We start from the raw sequence: 15,769 nt of genomic DNA on the forward strand, positions 1-15,769 counted from the left end.
CCTACCCCTCCTTCCTGTGCAGCTTGATGCGGGGGTCAATGATGCCGTAAGCGATATCTACCAAGAACATCATAAAGACCAAAAGAGCGCTATAGAAAACAGTTGTTCCCATAATAAGCGAGTAATCACGATTATTAATGCCATCAACGAAATATTTGCCCATTCCCGGAATGGCGAAAATCTTTTCGATAACGAAGCTCCCCGTGAGAACGTTGGCTACCAAAGCGCCCAGTAGTGTGATAACCGGAAGCACCGCATTACGGAGCGCGTGCTTAATGACAATTGTTGCGGGCGACAGTCCTTTGGCCCTTGCCGTTTCAATGTAATCTGCCGTCAACACTTCCAACATGCTGGCCCTTGTCAATCTTGCAATGATCGCAAGAGGCCCTGTCGATAACGCAAGTGCGGGCAGGATGACATGTTTCCAGGTTCCCCAAGTAGCTACCGGAAGGAGCTTCCACTCGACTGCAACATATTTGATCAGCAAGGTCGCCACAATGAAGTTAGGTACCGCAATGCCAATAACGGCAAAGATCATGGCGAGATAGTCGATGATTCGGTTCTGCCGGAGTGCAGCGACTGTGCCGAGTGCGATACCGGTCACGATAGAAATAAGGATGGACACGATACCAAGCTTAAACGAAACCGGAAATCCCCTGTCGATCATAGAATTGACGGTGTCGGGAAAGTGGCCAATGGACGGTCCAAGGTCCAATGAAAGCAGTGATTTTAAATAAAGTACGTATTGAGTCGTAATGGGTTGGTCCAAATGATAAAATTCCATCAAGTTCTGAACCGCCGTCGGATTTGAATTCTTGCCCTCCTTTTCGAAAGGCGAACCCGGAACAGCATGCATCAGTGCAAAAGTAACCGTAATAATTAGCCACAGTGTGACAATCATGGAGATAAATCTGCGAAGAATATATTGTGCCACGCTATCACCCACTCCCGCCTTTTAACAAAATGCCGTTCTCATCGCCAATTCCGTCATGACCAGCATGGCTTGGTAAGCCTCCAAAATATGTTTAGCTTTGAAAGTAACAATAGGGCTGTTATCATCAATGGTCGTGCCCGGCATCAAGTGTGCCCATTCTGCTTGACCATAGTTGGCAAATTCAATCTTCAATATCGGTTTATCGGGAGGTACGAGCGGCTTGACCTTACTGCGATTTGCTAATGCTTCCTTCGTTTTCTCCCGGAGCAGCTGCCCGCTTTTTTCCGGGGTTAGGCACAAAGCCGAAGTCCGGGAAATCCGCCTTTTCACAATTGCTGTCGTGATTCCTGGAATAAGCTCCACCGCCTCAATCGCCGTCTCATCGTCCCCAGCTACCAATAGAACAGGTACGCCGTAATGTCCGGCAACATAAGCATTAAAACCCAGTTCGCCAATTACTCTATCATTAATGTACATATTTCGTACTCCGAAGATCATCGTATGACTTAGCACCCCTTTGGTAGCAGCTCTAGTATGATAGCCAAGAAAAGCGGCCCCTTCGAAAGAAGCGTCCAGTCCCTGTACCATAGAAAAAGGCTTCACATCACCTGAGATCAACTGTGTTTCGGGATGGAGCTTCTCGATCAACAGATTGTTCATTTTGGAGTGACTATCATTGACAATGACTTCCTTGCAGCCTTCATCAAAAGCAGTTCCTATAACATGATTAGCTTCATCCGTCATGATGTGCTGCCCACGTGTGTAGTTGTACTGTCTAGAATCGATAAACGTGTTATCGATAAGTCCTGTGATGCCTTCCATATCAATGGAAATATACAGTTTCATAGGTTATCCTCCCATATAGTAGAGTTGCAAAAACCCAGCAAACAGCCTTGGGAACATTCCTCCCAAGAAACTATTTGCTGGGTTTTATTTACGTGTATGTTTCCATACGGATAAATAAAGCAGCTTACACTGTACCTGAAGATTGGAAACCCAGTTCTTCCCGGCCGTTAAGTGCTAATTTATATTTTTTTTGCGCGTCTTTGTACGCTACAATCAGAGCCTTTTGAGATGATCCATGATATCTGCGTCGGATTTCCTCCGTCACCACATCAAGGAGCAGCATATTGTGACCGATAAAGATCGAGCGGACAAAATCCGATGTGAGCGGAATTGTGGATGAACATCCTGCATCGATAATTTTATGGCTAGTGGTATCCACGACAAGTCCGATAAAAAATGCGTTGTACTGCTGGGTAATGGGATTGTTCACGGAAGCTTGAGCGTCGCCGATAACATAAATTGTGTCTTTGTCGTATAGCAAACGACCACTCTCCTAATTAGCATTCTGTTCGGTTTCCGAGCGGGATGTGGGAAGGGTTGATCTTCCTACGACCGCCAGAAGCTAGAACACTAATGATGTAATATATTCTAACATTGAATTAACATGATGTAAACAACGAATCACTTACTAGGCGAAAGTGGCATGCAATAACCGAGCAAGTTCTTCTTCTGCCTCAACATAAACGCCCTGTTCTTTTCTTTGGATAAGGCCGTTCATAAGCAGAATGAAGCCCCATTTGTCCTTTTTATGAAAATACATATCGCTAAGCAGTCCATAAGCATCACCGGAATGTCCAATAAGTCTGTGCCCCGGGATCAGATCGTCTGTAATCTGAAACTGGAGCCCGCAATTCCGGAAGAAGCCATCTTGCCTATGCCCCGACCAATGAGGGAAGTGCATGAGATCCACCGTTTCTCGCCTCAAAATTTGAACATCGTTCAATTTACCCGCGTTCGTATGCGCTTCCAAAAAGCGCGTCAAGTCATCCACATTTGTGCGCAGTCCGCCTTGAGGGCTGAAAAGCGCTCCGTTGGTGCCCGGAACATAACCGCTGTAATCGATTGCGTCCGGTTTTCTTCCACGAAAATCGTCCGTTCCTACAATAAATCGATCATCGACATCTGAATATTCATACAGCACAGCTACGGAATCCATATCCTTCAGATCGCCGATATGAAAACTCGTCTCATTCATTTGAAGCGGTTCGAACAGATGCCACTTGCAATATTCATCAAAACGTTCATTCGAAAGCCGTTCCACGACAGTTGCTAGAATGACGGCACCCAGATTTGAGTATTCAAAGCAATCCGGATCCCCAGGCTTCCCTTCTCCCCAGAGGTTGTCCGTGTAATAAGTTCCGCCTGGCAGTAAAATATCCATAAGACGCTTTTGTGGCGGGTTCTCACTTCGCGAATCAACGACAAATCGAACATATTCATCTTGCAGCCCCGAAGTATGGGTCATGATGTGTTTGAGCGTTATCAGTTTATCTGGATACTTTGGATTACGCACCGGAAACCCTAGTAGGTCTCCTACATCCTGATCGATACCGCATAAGCCCTTCTCCACAAGCTGCATAATCGCTGTCGCGACCACTGTCTTCGAAATGGAAGCAATCCGGAAAATGGTTTGAGTCGAAACGGGTATGCGCCTTTCCACATTCGCCCATCCATACCCTCCACTCCAAATCTTACGCCCTTCGTAAATCATTGATGCTGCTAAACCAACGATCCGATGCTTGTCCATAATCTGTTGGATCCGTTCATCCAAAGATTTCAAGGCGTTCCTCCTTTGTCCTTTTTTGGCAAAAGAATTTATCGATATATTTCCATTATAATAAAGTCTATTCCTGCTGTGTAGCATTTTTTTTGTTAGGAAAACATGGACTTAGTGTGCAATACACAAAAACAGTCAAACCTCGACAATTACCGATAGTTTGACTGTTTTATTTACAAATGCCATGAGTTCCAACTGATTGGGATGAAGAAATAGAGACAGCTCCGGAATCAATATCTCACAAAACGAGTTGGACTGGTTAGATTTATTTATTCATATTAATTATTAATGTCATTAAATTTTTGCATATTCAGCCCAAATCGTAAGTTCTGTCATCCTTTATTTTGGTCTTGATAATTTGGTGGAAAGTCTTTTTTGTTGGGTCCTTTCAACCTCCGAAATCCATTTAATCGATCTAATATGTTTAACATCAATAAAATATGGATACAAATCAGGTGCAACTTTTAAGTCCTTGGTATACACCTCAGAGAGTTTGTCATTCATTTATGGTATAAAAACAGTACAAGCATATCTTGAAATTTCAATTCCCTAGAATCTTTTTCGGAGTTTTTATTTGCTGCAGCAACACAAGAAATTTGCCATGTAATTAATGATGCTATGATTAGAACACAAACAATGACCCATTTGTTTCTCATTGATAATCCCCCTTTGTTAAACTACATTGATAAGTTTTCCAAAAGGAGTGATGTTCATCACTTTAACCGCTCTTCAATGCTGTACAACGGAAATTACACAACGTCTTGATTATTATTAGCAAAAAAAGAAGCTCAGTTGTTCAATACACTGAGTTTCTCCTGTTTTGATTAGGATTTACTTCTCTTTTTATTGTTGTTCACTACAACCATTTTCGCAAAAAAGATATACTTTCTTTGCGCATTTCTTCCGTTTCTACATGCCCTACGTCGTATCTTAATAATTTCCACGCATCGGTAGCATTGTGATCTAGGTATACTTTCTTCAGTTCATTATCAATTTTGGTCAATCCTGCGTATGGAGTCAATTTATCAAGATTGCCTGCTAAGCTCAAATGAGGACGAGGAGCGATCAATGCATTAATTTGTGCTGTAGTAAAATGGTTCAATAGATCAGGTACATAATAATATACGCCGTGTCTATCTAAACCACGATCGTCTAATAATGCCCCATAATCCGTCAGGCAGCATATATCGATGGTTACTTTAATTCGCGTATCCAAAGCAGCTATCCACCAGGCCATTGTACTTCCCATCGACATGCTCAATGTTCCGATTCGGGTAGGATCCACATCGGGACGAGTTACGAGATAATCCAGTGCACGCAAGCTGTCATAAACCATCATTCCCCACATGTTTTGACCTTTCCATAACATTTCCTTAAACGTCTCCGATTCGGTTCGATCGCTTCTCTCTCCGAAAGCCCAACAGTCGATGCACAGAACGGAAAACCCTTGTTGCGTAAGAGTTTCACCATAAGATGGCTTTTGCATATAGGGAGCGGGTGTTAATAATTCATCCTTCCCGACGGAGTAGTATCCGCCGTGAGAGTGGTTATAAAGAATCGTCGGCGCTTTCGTGCCACCTGTCTTGGAATGCATAAAATAGGCAGGAACGGCTTGAATTCCATTGAGTTCCAGCAGCAGTTTTTCCAATGTATAATGCTCATGTTCTTGCTCGAATACCTTGGTAACCTGGATAGGCCCTTTGTTGGAGGGCAGTTTGCCAAGCAGCCTATATAATTGTTCTCTACGGTTATGCTCATTCATGGTTCTGCGTCCCCCTTAATGCTCTTCACTAGATCAGATCGAGATATTCATCCGTTCTTCTTTCCTTTTTAAACAAGCTGCGAGCTTCCCCATTCCCTGGACCGACCGAAAGCCAATAGGTGTATCGTCGCTCATCCAACCGAACATCCGCAGCGAATACACCCGCTTGGTCATGACATATTAAAATGCCAATTTGCCCAAAATCCGTAACGATTACACCATCGCCAGTACCCGGCATTACACCCAACTCGGCTTCGTTTAACGGAAGATGCAGTTTACGATACTTACCGGCAATTCCACCGTTCCGATCAATTAGCACCGCCGTATTGAAGATATGCTCCCCGTCACGCCCATACATCGTAAAGATGATATAACTATGAAAGGTAATAGCCTTTTCTGCAAGAGCATTTGTCAGTGGCCCAGGTGTAGGTTGGCATCTATCAGCTAGAGGTAGCTAGCTGTTGAGATAACCTTGTGAAGTGCTGAAATGTAAACACTTGCCTTCGTGACAAGAAAGAACATGAGCAACAGCTTCGTGAAAATGGAAAACCACCAGTTTCGCCAATTTAATCGCATGAACACCGCACAGCCCCCTATCACCAAATTCCACTAATTCTTACCAAGCTAGTTAACGGAATTATTCGACAAAACTCTGAGTATACCTCTTGCTCTTCTTCGATAAGAGCATATAGAAAAAATCTGCTCGAGCTTTCCGAATAGCTCGAGCAGATTTTTTCTATACGTTGTTTATACTCACACTAATGAACGAATTTCCTCAACACTATTCTCCGATCTGGCACGTTCTGCTGCAAAGACGATTTGGTGGCCATAAATCGATTTCTCCAGAGATGTCGAAGACAGAGAAGGTTTATCTCCCTGTAAGGTGCGAACAAAGTCTGCAATCAGCCGCAAATCGCCGCCACCGTGCATGTCTGATGCGACATTAAGCTCGATCCGTACTTCCTTGTATAAATGACCAGGCCTTGTATCCGGTTGCCTAACCAAGAAGTAGCCATCTTCCATAGTGCCGGAAATTTCGCCTTTGGTCCCCGTGATATGAATTGTCCGGCACGACTTGGAAGTGGCGCCAGTTAGATTGTGCGATGCCGTACTTCCGTCTTCGAATTCGATGATGACCGTTTGATGGTCGACAACATCGTTATCGCAGCGCCATACGCAGCGTCCGTATGGATTAGACGTACGCAACGATTCGATTTTTTCTTCGTGGGTAGGGACTGTACCTAGGTGCATATTGTCCCATGCATAAATGCCCCACAACTCTTGTTCTATATACATTTTCTTGGCGGAATACGTACATGTGGCTTCAATCGGACAATCAACAAGACACCTTGTACCAGCGCCTTCCGGAGCTTTATCCGCACGAAACTGGAATAATCCGCCAAAGCTGCTAACTTTCTTCGGTCGTATACTTCCTTTCATCCAAGAAATCATATCTAAGTCATGGCAGCATTTGGCTAATAACATGGAGGAATCACAGTTCGCTATACTATTCCATTTCCCCCGTACGAAAGAAGTCGCCATATGGTGGTAGCTGACATTTTCCTCTGTCTGAATGGCGATGATATCCCCGATGATTCCGCTTTCGATTTGCTTGCGGATTTCCAAATAAAAAGGTGCATAACGCATTACATGACAAATCATCACGGTACGATTATAGGAGTTCGCTGCTTCGTACAGTTCAAATACTTCCGTTTCACTTACGCCGATCGGCTTCTCTAATAGAACATCGTATCCCGCCTTCAAAAGCGGCAGCGTTGTTTGAAGATGGAATTGATCCATCGTTCCATTAATGGCGGCATCCGCTAATTGGGGATGAACAACAAGCTCCTCAACGGATGCAAAGCAATTGTCCGGAGAAATACCAAAGCGTTCTGCCGTTAATTGCCGGCGTTGTGGGTTCGGCTCAACAACGCCAACGATTTGTAATTCATCTGGATGCTCTAAAGCATAAGAAGCATAAATCAGACTTCGGTTTCCTGCGCCGATAATGACAGCCTTAAGAGGCTGAGCTTTGGACATAAGGGATGTATCCAATTTTACATGCATATGCTCGTTATCCCCCCTCGAATTAAACTAGATAGATATGCGGATTTTGACGGCGGCATTCTTCCATTACCCACATCTGCTGCCGTACTTGTTGCGGTGTGATTTCCAATGCAGCGCCATCACATAAAGTACGATAAAGCATCAAATACAATTTCTCCGTCATATGCTCAAACGCCGACTTGCCCTCTGGGATCGACACGTCCCACCTTTCTGTGTTCCACGTTAATGTCTCATTACAGTACGCTGGCATTCCATTGCTGTCGAATAGCGGTTCTTTCGTCAACTGTTGATCCGGCGCTTCCTCCGGTTTGAAATACTTCCATTCTAGTTGCCCTGCAGTACCGTGGAGACCGCCATTCGTGCCTTGAATATTAAATTGCTCATGGGGAAACGCAGAGCACGATGAGATTTCAAGATCAATCGTCGGAAAGCCTTGTTTTCTGAGAATCAGCTTCACATAATCTTCAGCATCCCCAAACGTATTCGTTCGATCCATCATACACGTTACTTGGGGTAATCCATCGCTTCCGAACAATTGCAGCGCTTGATCCAAGGGATGCGGTCCGGTGTTCATGAGGCTGCCTCCGTTGTTGCTTTGCAGCGTTTGCCAATCCCAACGACGAGCGAAGCCGTTCAAGGAGAAATCAATCTGGACGATACGGCCTAGCACGCCGGAATTGATTACTTTTTGAATCTGGACAAATGCAGGCTGATAACGGGATTGCTGAAATACCGCCAATATTTTACCTGACCGCTTCGAAGCTTCAATTAGTTGATCCACTTCTTCCACTGATTTGGCTAGCGGTTTTTCGCAAAGCACATGAAACCCCTTATTTAACAACTCCAGGGTGATAGGGAAATGCAGATGACTTGGTGATGCGTTGACGACTAAATCCAGCTCCTCGTTCGCAACCATTTCCTCCCAGGTAGCATAAGCTTTGCAGCCATACTCCTGTTCCGCACGCTTCTGACGTTCTGGAATCGAATCGACTACGGCGACAATCGTATAATATTCCTTAATTTGTACGAGCAGATTGCCATGAATGTCGCGACCGCTGCGGCCTTGTCCGATAATACCAACCTTCAATACCTTTTGACTCATAATTGGTACACCTCTTTCTTTGTCAATTTACTGGTTACTGCCGAATGTTTTCTTATATTCCGTAGGTGTGATTCCGCACCGTTTCTTGAAGGTTCGGATAAAATGGCTCAAATGATGGAATCCGACCTGAAATCCGATTTGTGTAATCGTATGTGTATCACGCCGAATGAGCTCCATCGCCCTCTCAATCCGCACCTCAGTGACGAAATCCACAAACGTTTGTCCTGTTTCTTTTTTGAACTGATGGCTGAAATAAGCTGGCGCCATATTCGCTATGAATGCTCCATGCTCCATCGGAATATCTTGACTGAAGTTATCATAAATGTATCTTTTCACATCATCAATCGGATGCTGGTCCGCAAGTGCTGGTTGTTTGGCAGGCTTCCGCTTCGCCTTTCGGTATTCGCGGTCGACTAAGATCAGCAACTTGGCTAAGTTAAGCAAGATCGAGTGTTCGAATCCGACTTCACGATGCTCGTATTCATCCTGAATATCCTGAAGGAGCTGCTCGACGAAAATCTGCTTGCTTTTCCCGAAATGAAGCCAAGATTGGTGTATGAAAGGAATCTTGTAGTCCTCATAAGAATGCTGAAGTAAAGGATTTAGTGTATCGGAAAAGGGCTTTAATTGCTCCTGTACAAGACTAGGTATAAAATCGACAAGCACCACTTCGAACTCTTTATCCTCGATCGCACTCAGACTATGCCCAATATTGGGAGCAATGATGAAAATATCGCCTCTGCTTACTGTAAGCGACTTACCGCGTAATTGATGATTGCACACCCCGCGAAGGACATAAGCGATCTGAACATAATCGTGACTATGCATGGGCTGCTTCAGCAGACTGCTGGAATAACGCAAGATTTTAAAAGGAAACGCTTTATTAAGCTGATCCTTGCTTTGATAAAAGGGTAACTCCCCTTCCATCCCCATATCACTACCACCTACTATCATTTCATTATGATGAACTTATCAGCTTCTTCACGAAATGAAAATCGTGTGTCAATCGTTCATAAGCGGGAAACGGTGCATGGCATTCCAACGTAACCCAACCAGAGTAGCCCGTTTCGAGAAGAGCATCAAACAGCGGCTTATGATCAGCCTCTCCCTCACCTAGACGACATTGAAGGAACATCTCTTCACCACGGTGGGTGACATTGGTAAAGGTGCCTGGAGCGCCAACTTCACTGACACGCAGCTCATCTTTGACATGCACATGAAATAAATGCTTGCCCAATTTCAAGACGGAATCACGGCCATAATCTGTGTCAGTAATATACATATTTCCCGCATCATGGATCATGCCAATATTATCGTAAGCGATAAGGTCAAGTAGACGCAAGCTGCTATCTACGGTTTCGATAAGTGATTGATTATGAATTTCCATAATAATATCAACTTGATGTGCCTTCGCTTCTTCCGCACATCGATTGAGCCAGTATGCAGCCTTAGTGTAGTGATAATCTTGTGCCATAAAGGCATTCGGACCACCTGGTGAAACACGAACCATCGAGGCACCCAGCAGATCTGCAATTTCAAGGAGCCTTTGAAACTCGTCGAACGTATGTTGGCATTCTTTATCGCTTGCCGTAGAAAACCCACCTGTATAGGTGGCCAAAACAGGAATCTCGAGATTCAAGCTTTCGGACAATGCTTTAATTTCATTGATCCGGGGTTGACTGATAGCTGAGGATAGATGGTGCTCGCGGACAGCGATTTCAATGCCATCCACGCCTAATCGTTTAGTGAGCAGCATCGCCTCTTGAATGCTATGCTCCATAAATACGCCACTAAATGCCGCGAACTTCATTATATTTCCTCCCTTAAGAAGACTTGTTTGCCCGACTTAAACGTACGTTCCAAACGAATTTGGCTTCCTTCTCTACGGAACAGAACCAAATCGGCCGGAGCTCCTGGAGTCAGGCCTGCAGCAGAAGGCAGCCTCATAAAACGGGAAGTTCTTACTGAAGCCATGTCCCAAGCTACCGCTAATTCGGCTAGATCCCGATTCGTTACATGCTCAATGCCCCTAAGCAGCATTTGCGCCGATCCAGCTAAGAGGTTCTCGTTATCAGCGAGATGCAGCTTGCCCTCCGGTGTTAAAACGACGGAACCGCCAATGTGCGATGTGTAAGTACCCGCCGGCAGTCCACTTAGTGAAACCGCATCACTTACCAGCATGACTTGAGCACCTTTCACTTTAAACACAACCTTCAGTACTTGATCGGGCAAGTGGAAGCCATCAGCGATCACACAGCTCCACAACCGATCCTGAGCTAATTGCTCCCAGATATAATTAGGATGGCGCGGCATCATCAGGTGAGCACCATTGCCAAGATGAGTTGACATCCGGGCGCCTGCTTCCACCGCTTCAGCTATTTGTTCCGATGTCGCGGATGTATGCCCGATCGAAACCGTAACGCCGTTTTCCGTACATTTGGAGATAAATTGAGCGCTGTTCGGCCATTCTGGTGACAGAGTGATAATCCGGATTCGTCCACCGGATGCTTCCTGCCAACGGTTAAACAACTCCCAATCCGGCGGTCTTACATAATCACAATTGTGTGCTCCGCGAGCGCCGTCATTCGGCGAAATGAACGGACCTTCCAGATGGATTCCGGCAATGCCATGATCTGCAACAGGATCCTGCAGGCACGCCAAAGCTATCGATTCCAAAGCTTCTTGTATCGCTTGATCACTATTAGTTATGACTGTCGGAAAGCAGGATGTCACCCCTTCCTGCCAAAGCTTGCGAATCACTTCACCAACCATCTTGTCAGGATACGGCACATGATTAAAATCATGACCAGCATAACCATTAATCTGCAGATCGACTAGTCCTGGAGCGACAATCGCCAGCTCTGAAGTATCTCGGTTCTCAGATTTGATCGGCTCTATGCTCCGAATAACCCCCTGCTCCAAGCAGATCGAGACAGGCTCACCCGTTGCATAATGAATGGCCGTCAAGCTCATATCCTTAATTTCCATAAGAATCCCTATCCACGTAAAGAGTACAATCTGGATGTTTCCGCAATATCGTTGACGGACATTCGGTTGAGATAGATCCGTTAAGCGTACGCTCGACCGCCTTGCGTTTCGTAGGTCCCGGAACAACGCAGAATAAATGGGATCCTGAGAGCAAGGCTGGGATAGTCAACGTTAGCGCATGGGTGGGGACATCCTCAAATGAAGGGAAACATCCGTCATTTACCTGCTGCTGCCGACAAGCGTCATCCAGTTCAACAACTTTGATAACTTTCGGATCGTTAAAATCGGCGACAGGTGGATCATTGAAAGCGATATGCCCGTTCTCACCGATTCCGAGACAAACGATATCGATGGGAGCCTGCTGCAGCAGTTCTCCGTAACGGCGGCACTCTTCTTCGCTCTCATTCGAGCTGTCAATCAAATGCACCGTACCCGGCTTTACTTGATTAAACAGATGTTCATTCAAAAAACGGCTGAACTTTTGTGCTGCATTTGTCGGCAAAGCGTTATATTCATCCATATGGAAAGCTGTAATTCGGGACCAATCAATGGATTTATCCTCTGATAAATAGTTCAAAAGCTCATTTTGTGACGGTGCCGCTGCAAAAATGATTCGAATGTCGTGTTTTTCGGACAGCAATTGCTTAATCCTTGCGGCAACTTCAGCGCCTGCGGCAGCCCCTAGAGCACGACGGTCGTTATATACGTTAACCTTCAAGGAATCAACCGTTTGTTTAAAGATGATTGGTAATTCATTCATTTTTCCATACTCCTCTCGATCATCCGAATGGCTATGCGAAAGAGATTAATCAAGCTGCTATTATTCCATATGGAGCTGAACACCCTTGGCCGAGCTTTCGTATATGGCTTCAACCAATTGCACGGCTCGTAATCCGTCCTCGCCAGTAACGAGAGGTTCTATGCCGCTTTCAATAGATGCGATAACATCAATAAACTGGCTTTGATGAAAATCGGAAACAATACTGCGAGGATCAGACACCCCTCCGTAAGTTCTCGCTTGCGTCCAGTTGGGCTCGCTTCTGCCTGGAACTGTCCAGTGTACGATGGAAGAACCTTCCAACTTGATTGTACCTCTTTCCCCATAAAGATTGATTGTTGCCGGGAAACCAGGCTGGATGTTGGTTGAAGCCATAATCGTGCCGAAAGCGCCATTTTTAAATTGCAGAATCGCCAGCCCCAAATCTTCCACTTCTATTTGATGCGTTTGAGTGGCTATTTTACCGAAGACCGTATGAATCTCTCCGGCAAACCAAAGCAACAGATCCAAAATGTGTATACCTTGATTCATAAGAACGCCGCCATCCTCGGCAATCGTCCCACGCCAATCGGCTGCGTCGTAATACGCTTGTGTTCGAGAAAATGACAGTGATGCCTCCACGAGCAGAAGTCTGCCAAGAGCTTTTTCATCTAACACACGTTTGACTGCTTGATGCTGGGCTTCAAAACGCCGTTGAGAGATGACAGATAGTGTAACTCCACGTTCTTTCGCCGTACGTACAAGTTCTGCAGCATCATTCGTGTTCATCGCAATCGGTTTTTCCAGCACTAGATGCTTTCCAGCATTCAAAACGTCTAGCCCAATACGGGCATGACTTCCGCTTGAAGTCGTCACACAGACGATATCTACATCCGTACTATGTATCAACTCTTGATAATCGGTCGTCCAAGCGCAATTTTCCTGCTTCGCAACCGCTTTCACTCTGGCTTCATTACGGCTCGAAACAAAGGTTAAGCTTGCGTCCTCAATCTCTCGGATTGCCTCGATATGAAAGTCAGCGACGGATCCGCATCCAATAATGCCAAATCTCCACGTTGTCATAGTGCTATACCTCACTTAGAAGTGCGCGCAGCGCATCGACTGTCATCCGAGTACCCGTCATCTGACTTCCACCCTCAGGAATGAAATGCGTTTCGATGGTGAAGAGTCCATCATATCCGTCTGCCAACAATGCTTTAAGATGTGGAATCACAGGTACATCGCCTGAGCCTAGCGGCACACAACGGGCAGTACCGTTTGCGCAGACATAAGCATCCTTTAGATGAACATGAGCCAATATATCTTTCATGAATCTATAACCTGCCGGAAAAGCTTCGCGACCGCCGTATGCCTCGTTGCCCGGGTCCCACAATCCTTTTAAAGCGGATGAGTCGACACTGCGCACAATTGCAGCCACTTCTTCCGCAAAGCCGCCATTGCAGGAAGGCTCATTCTCAAGTAAAAGCTGCACCCCTTCACGCAAGGCTTCTTGAGCTGCTTGCCGCAGATGCTGGACAATATCTTCCCTATAGAGCTGCGGATCAGCTTCACGCCAAAAAGAAAAAATACGAATCCGTGTCGTGCCTAGCAGCTTAGCTAGCTGGAACACACGTTTCAACTTGGCAAAGTGCGCATCCACGTTCTCTTCTTTCTGGCCGAAAGTGTCTCCGGTGACAATCGGTCTGCTTGGATCCAGCGCACATTTAAACACGGGGGAAGCGATCGCCGAAATGAATAATCCGCGGGTTTCAACCTGACGCCGGACTTCCAATGCTTGATCATCAGTAAGAGTGATGACATTCTGTCCGTTAATGACTCGGACTTCGACATGCTTTAAGCTCTGTTCGACTGCCCAATCCAACGCTTCCTCGAAGTTTGCAGAAACCTCATCCGTCAAAACTCCCAATCGTTCCAATATCAAAATTTATATCCCACCCTTCCTTTTGTTCTATCCACCTTGCATTGCCTTCTTGTAACTTAATTCTTATCATATCAATTAAGCTTTATAAAAAGTTGACGTATTTTTCGAAGAATATTTACATTTTTTAAGCTTTGCATTCCGCTGAATGTTTAAAAAGAAAAAAAGTCAGCTGATCTACTTAGACCGGCTGACTTTTCCTGTTGTTATTATCGTTTCTCAAAGTATCATAGCATGCCCATGCCTTGTCAAATACGCTTCCTTTTCTTTATAATCCGGCATAATGCTTCCTACACGTCTCCAGAATGATCGATCATGATTCATATGAAGAAGATGACATAGCTCATGGATGATGACATAATCAATAACTTCAACTGGTGCCATAGCTAACCGATAATTGAAGGTTATTTTTTTATCCGAGCTGCAGCTTCCCCACTTGGTTTTGGACTCATCTACCTCAATGATTTTGGGTTTTACTTTCAGTTGAGTTTGATAAATTTTGATTCGTTCCCCTATAATCTTCTTGCAGCTTGAGAAATAGAATTTCTTAAGATTCATTTTCAATTCTTCTTCATTTAACTCATTCGTCTCGATTAATTCATGAAGAAAATAATATTTCCCAAGATGAAGAAACTTTCCGTTATCCTGATACTCTCTTGTCTTCGGGGTTTCTCGAGCTTTCGCAATGAGTTGTAATTTCTTCAGGATCGTTATCCCATGTTGCTTCACAGCACTCATAACTATCTCCTTACTTGTATCATTAGGAGCCTTAACGGTTATGAAACCCATAGAATCAATATGAATCGAAATCTTTTTTCTAATTCCATATTGAACATTAAATTCTATCGTTTCATTTTCAAATTCAATTTTCATAATGTCATCGTTCCTATAAGGTTATTTATAAATCGCATTTATGTATGTATCAAATCACTAATCCGTTTATTTTGCAAATAAAAAACGCATGATCCCTAAGTTGAAGGACCAAGCGTTTCTTATCTGGTAATCGTATAGTCTATAGTCTAGCACCTACTTGCGCAGTGTTTGAAGCGCTCCACTCCATGCTATTAATTGATCAAGCATAAGCTTTATATTATTGAGATGCAATTCAGCTGGCTTAAATGAGCTATAATTCTCAAAATCAGTAAATATCGAAAAGGTAGGATGTGCTTTCACATCAGCAACTAGTAGCTCTCCTAATATTCCTCTCAAATGTTCAGCCGCTCGTGCCCCGCCAGTTGAGCCATAACTGATGATTCCCGCAGCTTTGTTATTCCATTCCTCACGTGCTAAATCAAGTGCATTTTTCAAAGCACCAGTAATGCTGTGATTGTATTCTGGCGTAATAAATACAAAACCATCAAGGCTATTCAATTTTTCAGTCCAATTTTTGATTTGTTCTTCGCTGCCCGGATCACCAAAAAAGGGCAATTTGTAGTCTGCGATATCCACTAACTCGTAGCTGGCATCTCCGCGTTTATCTGCAATTTCTTTGACCCAATTTCCAACTTGCGGACTCACCCGTCCAGGTCTTGTACTTCCCAATATGATTCCGATTTTCAACATATAATGTGCCTCCTCGATATGAATTCCTATTTTG

Annotated in this window: 17 protein-coding genes; all 17 read right to left on the reverse strand. The window is 44.6% G+C overall.

Translation table 11 applies throughout. From position 1 onward, the window contains the following. Nucleotide 1: 1 nt before the first annotated feature. The gene (locus tag AC58U0_RS23640; protein ID WP_497381401.1) at nucleotides 2-934 is read right to left on the reverse strand and encodes an ABC transporter permease; all 933 of its coding nucleotides are present in this window, start codon (nucleotides 932-934) and stop codon (nucleotides 2-4) included. A 21-nt stretch (nucleotides 935-955) separates the two neighbouring features. Next, nucleotides 956-1,780: a D-aminopeptidase DppA gene (gene dppA / locus AC58U0_RS23645; protein ID WP_497381402.1), complete on the reverse strand. Its 825-nt coding sequence runs from the start codon at nucleotides 1,778-1,780 to the stop codon at nucleotides 956-958. Nucleotides 1,781-1,904: 124 nt separating this feature from the next. After that, nucleotides 1,905-2,261, reverse strand: a complete 357-nt coding sequence (locus AC58U0_RS23650) for a DUF3870 domain-containing protein (protein ID WP_057301354.1) — start codon at nucleotides 2,259-2,261, stop codon at nucleotides 1,905-1,907. Nucleotides 2,262-2,408: 147 nt separating this feature from the next. Continuing rightward, a complete protein-coding gene (locus AC58U0_RS23655; protein ID WP_497381403.1) occupies nucleotides 2,409-3,560 on the reverse strand; it encodes a serine hydrolase domain-containing protein in 1,152 nt (383 codons plus the stop codon). Between the two features lie 497 nt (nucleotides 3,561-4,057). Continuing rightward, nucleotides 4,058-4,213 (reverse strand): hypothetical protein, encoded by a 156-nt coding sequence (locus tag AC58U0_RS23660; RefSeq protein ID WP_497381404.1) that lies wholly within the window; start codon nucleotides 4,211-4,213, stop codon nucleotides 4,058-4,060. Between the two features lie 200 nt (nucleotides 4,214-4,413). Continuing rightward, nucleotides 4,414-5,319: a dienelactone hydrolase family protein gene (locus AC58U0_RS23665; RefSeq protein ID WP_497381405.1), complete on the reverse strand. Its 906-nt coding sequence runs from the start codon at nucleotides 5,317-5,319 to the stop codon at nucleotides 4,414-4,416. 28 nt (nucleotides 5,320-5,347) lie between these two features. After that, a complete protein-coding gene (locus AC58U0_RS23670; protein WP_497381506.1) occupies nucleotides 5,348-5,734 on the reverse strand; it encodes a carbon-nitrogen hydrolase family protein in 387 nt (128 codons plus the stop codon). 338 nt (nucleotides 5,735-6,072) lie between these two features. Next, nucleotides 6,073-7,386: a Gfo/Idh/MocA family protein gene (locus AC58U0_RS23675; RefSeq protein WP_497381406.1), complete on the reverse strand. Its 1,314-nt coding sequence runs from the start codon at nucleotides 7,384-7,386 to the stop codon at nucleotides 6,073-6,075. A gap of 22 nt (nucleotides 7,387-7,408) precedes the next feature. Then, a complete protein-coding gene (locus tag AC58U0_RS23680; protein WP_497381407.1) occupies nucleotides 7,409-8,488 on the reverse strand; it encodes a Gfo/Idh/MocA family protein in 1,080 nt (359 codons plus the stop codon). Nucleotides 8,489-8,515: 27 nt separating this feature from the next. Continuing rightward, nucleotides 8,516-9,421, reverse strand: coding sequence for an AraC family transcriptional regulator (locus tag AC58U0_RS23685; RefSeq protein WP_497381408.1), 906 nt, complete (start codon nucleotides 9,419-9,421; stop codon nucleotides 8,516-8,518). 25 nt (nucleotides 9,422-9,446) lie between these two features. Continuing rightward, the gene (locus AC58U0_RS23690) at nucleotides 9,447-10,298 is read right to left on the reverse strand and encodes a sugar phosphate isomerase/epimerase family protein (protein WP_497381409.1); all 852 of its coding nucleotides are present in this window, start codon (nucleotides 10,296-10,298) and stop codon (nucleotides 9,447-9,449) included. After that, complete coding sequence (locus AC58U0_RS23695; protein ID WP_497381410.1) at nucleotides 10,298-11,476, reverse strand: N-acetylglucosamine-6-phosphate deacetylase; 1,179 nt, start codon at nucleotides 11,474-11,476, stop codon at nucleotides 10,298-10,300. Before AC58U0_RS23695 ends, AC58U0_RS23690 begins: the two co-directional genes overlap by 1 nt. Next, nucleotides 11,466-12,236, reverse strand: coding sequence for a glucosamine-6-phosphate deaminase (locus AC58U0_RS23700; protein ID WP_497381411.1), 771 nt, complete (start codon nucleotides 12,234-12,236; stop codon nucleotides 11,466-11,468). Before AC58U0_RS23700 ends, AC58U0_RS23695 begins: the two co-directional genes overlap by 11 nt. 60 nt (nucleotides 12,237-12,296) lie before the next feature. Next, on the reverse strand, nucleotides 12,297-13,316 hold the full coding sequence (locus AC58U0_RS23705) for a Gfo/Idh/MocA family protein (protein ID WP_497381412.1): 1,020 nt from the start codon (nucleotides 13,314-13,316) through the stop codon (nucleotides 12,297-12,299). A 4-nt stretch (nucleotides 13,317-13,320) separates the two neighbouring features. Continuing rightward, nucleotides 13,321-14,175: a sugar phosphate isomerase/epimerase family protein gene (locus AC58U0_RS23710; protein ID WP_497381413.1), complete on the reverse strand. Its 855-nt coding sequence runs from the start codon at nucleotides 14,173-14,175 to the stop codon at nucleotides 13,321-13,323. Nucleotides 14,176-14,391: 216 nt separating this feature from the next. Next, nucleotides 14,392-15,045, reverse strand: coding sequence for a M48 family metallopeptidase (locus tag AC58U0_RS23715; RefSeq protein WP_497381414.1), 654 nt, complete (start codon nucleotides 15,043-15,045; stop codon nucleotides 14,392-14,394). A 153-nt stretch (nucleotides 15,046-15,198) separates the two neighbouring features. Then, nucleotides 15,199-15,735 (reverse strand): NADPH-dependent FMN reductase, encoded by a 537-nt coding sequence (locus tag AC58U0_RS23720; RefSeq protein ID WP_497381415.1) that lies wholly within the window; start codon nucleotides 15,733-15,735, stop codon nucleotides 15,199-15,201. Nucleotides 15,736-15,769: the final 34 nt, after the last annotated feature.

It is taken from the genome of Paenibacillus sp. J31P190, assembly GCF_059692075.1.

What these genes read in the sequence shown, in the direction of transcription:
- dppA (WP_497381402.1), bottom strand. Translation starts at nt 1,780, where the DNA reads ATGAAACTGTATATTTCCATTGATATGGAAGGCATCACAGGACTTATC.
- AC58U0_RS23660 (WP_497381404.1), bottom strand. Translation starts at nt 4,213, where the DNA reads ATGAGAAACAAATGGGTCATTGTTTGTGTTCTAATCATAGCATCATTA.
- AC58U0_RS23665 (WP_497381405.1), bottom strand. Translation starts at nt 5,319, where the DNA reads ATGAATGAGCATAACCGTAGAGAACAATTATATAGGCTGCTTGGCAAA.
- AC58U0_RS23675 (WP_497381406.1), bottom strand. Translation starts at nt 7,386, where the DNA reads ATGCATGTAAAATTGGATACATCCCTTATGTCCAAAGCTCAGCCTCTT.
- AC58U0_RS23680 (WP_497381407.1), bottom strand. Translation starts at nt 8,488, where the DNA reads ATGAGTCAAAAGGTATTGAAGGTTGGTATTATCGGACAAGGCCGCAGC.
- AC58U0_RS23685 (WP_497381408.1), bottom strand. Translation starts at nt 9,421, where the DNA reads ATGGGGATGGAAGGGGAGTTACCCTTTTATCAAAGCAAGGATCAGCTT.
- AC58U0_RS23690 (WP_497381409.1), bottom strand. Translation starts at nt 10,298, where the DNA reads ATGAAGTTCGCGGCATTTAGTGGCGTATTTATGGAGCATAGCATTCAA.
- AC58U0_RS23695 (WP_497381410.1), bottom strand. Translation starts at nt 11,476, where the DNA reads ATGGAAATTAAGGATATGAGCTTGACGGCCATTCATTATGCAACGGGT.
- AC58U0_RS23700 (WP_497381411.1), bottom strand. Translation starts at nt 12,236, where the DNA reads ATGAATGAATTACCAATCATCTTTAAACAAACGGTTGATTCCTTGAAG.
- AC58U0_RS23705 (WP_497381412.1), bottom strand. Translation starts at nt 13,316, where the DNA reads ATGACAACGTGGAGATTTGGCATTATTGGATGCGGATCCGTCGCTGAC.
- AC58U0_RS23715 (WP_497381414.1), bottom strand. Translation starts at nt 15,045, where the DNA reads ATGAAAATTGAATTTGAAAATGAAACGATAGAATTTAATGTTCAATAT.
- AC58U0_RS23720 (WP_497381415.1), bottom strand. Translation starts at nt 15,735, where the DNA reads ATGTTGAAAATCGGAATCATATTGGGAAGTACAAGACCTGGACGGGTG.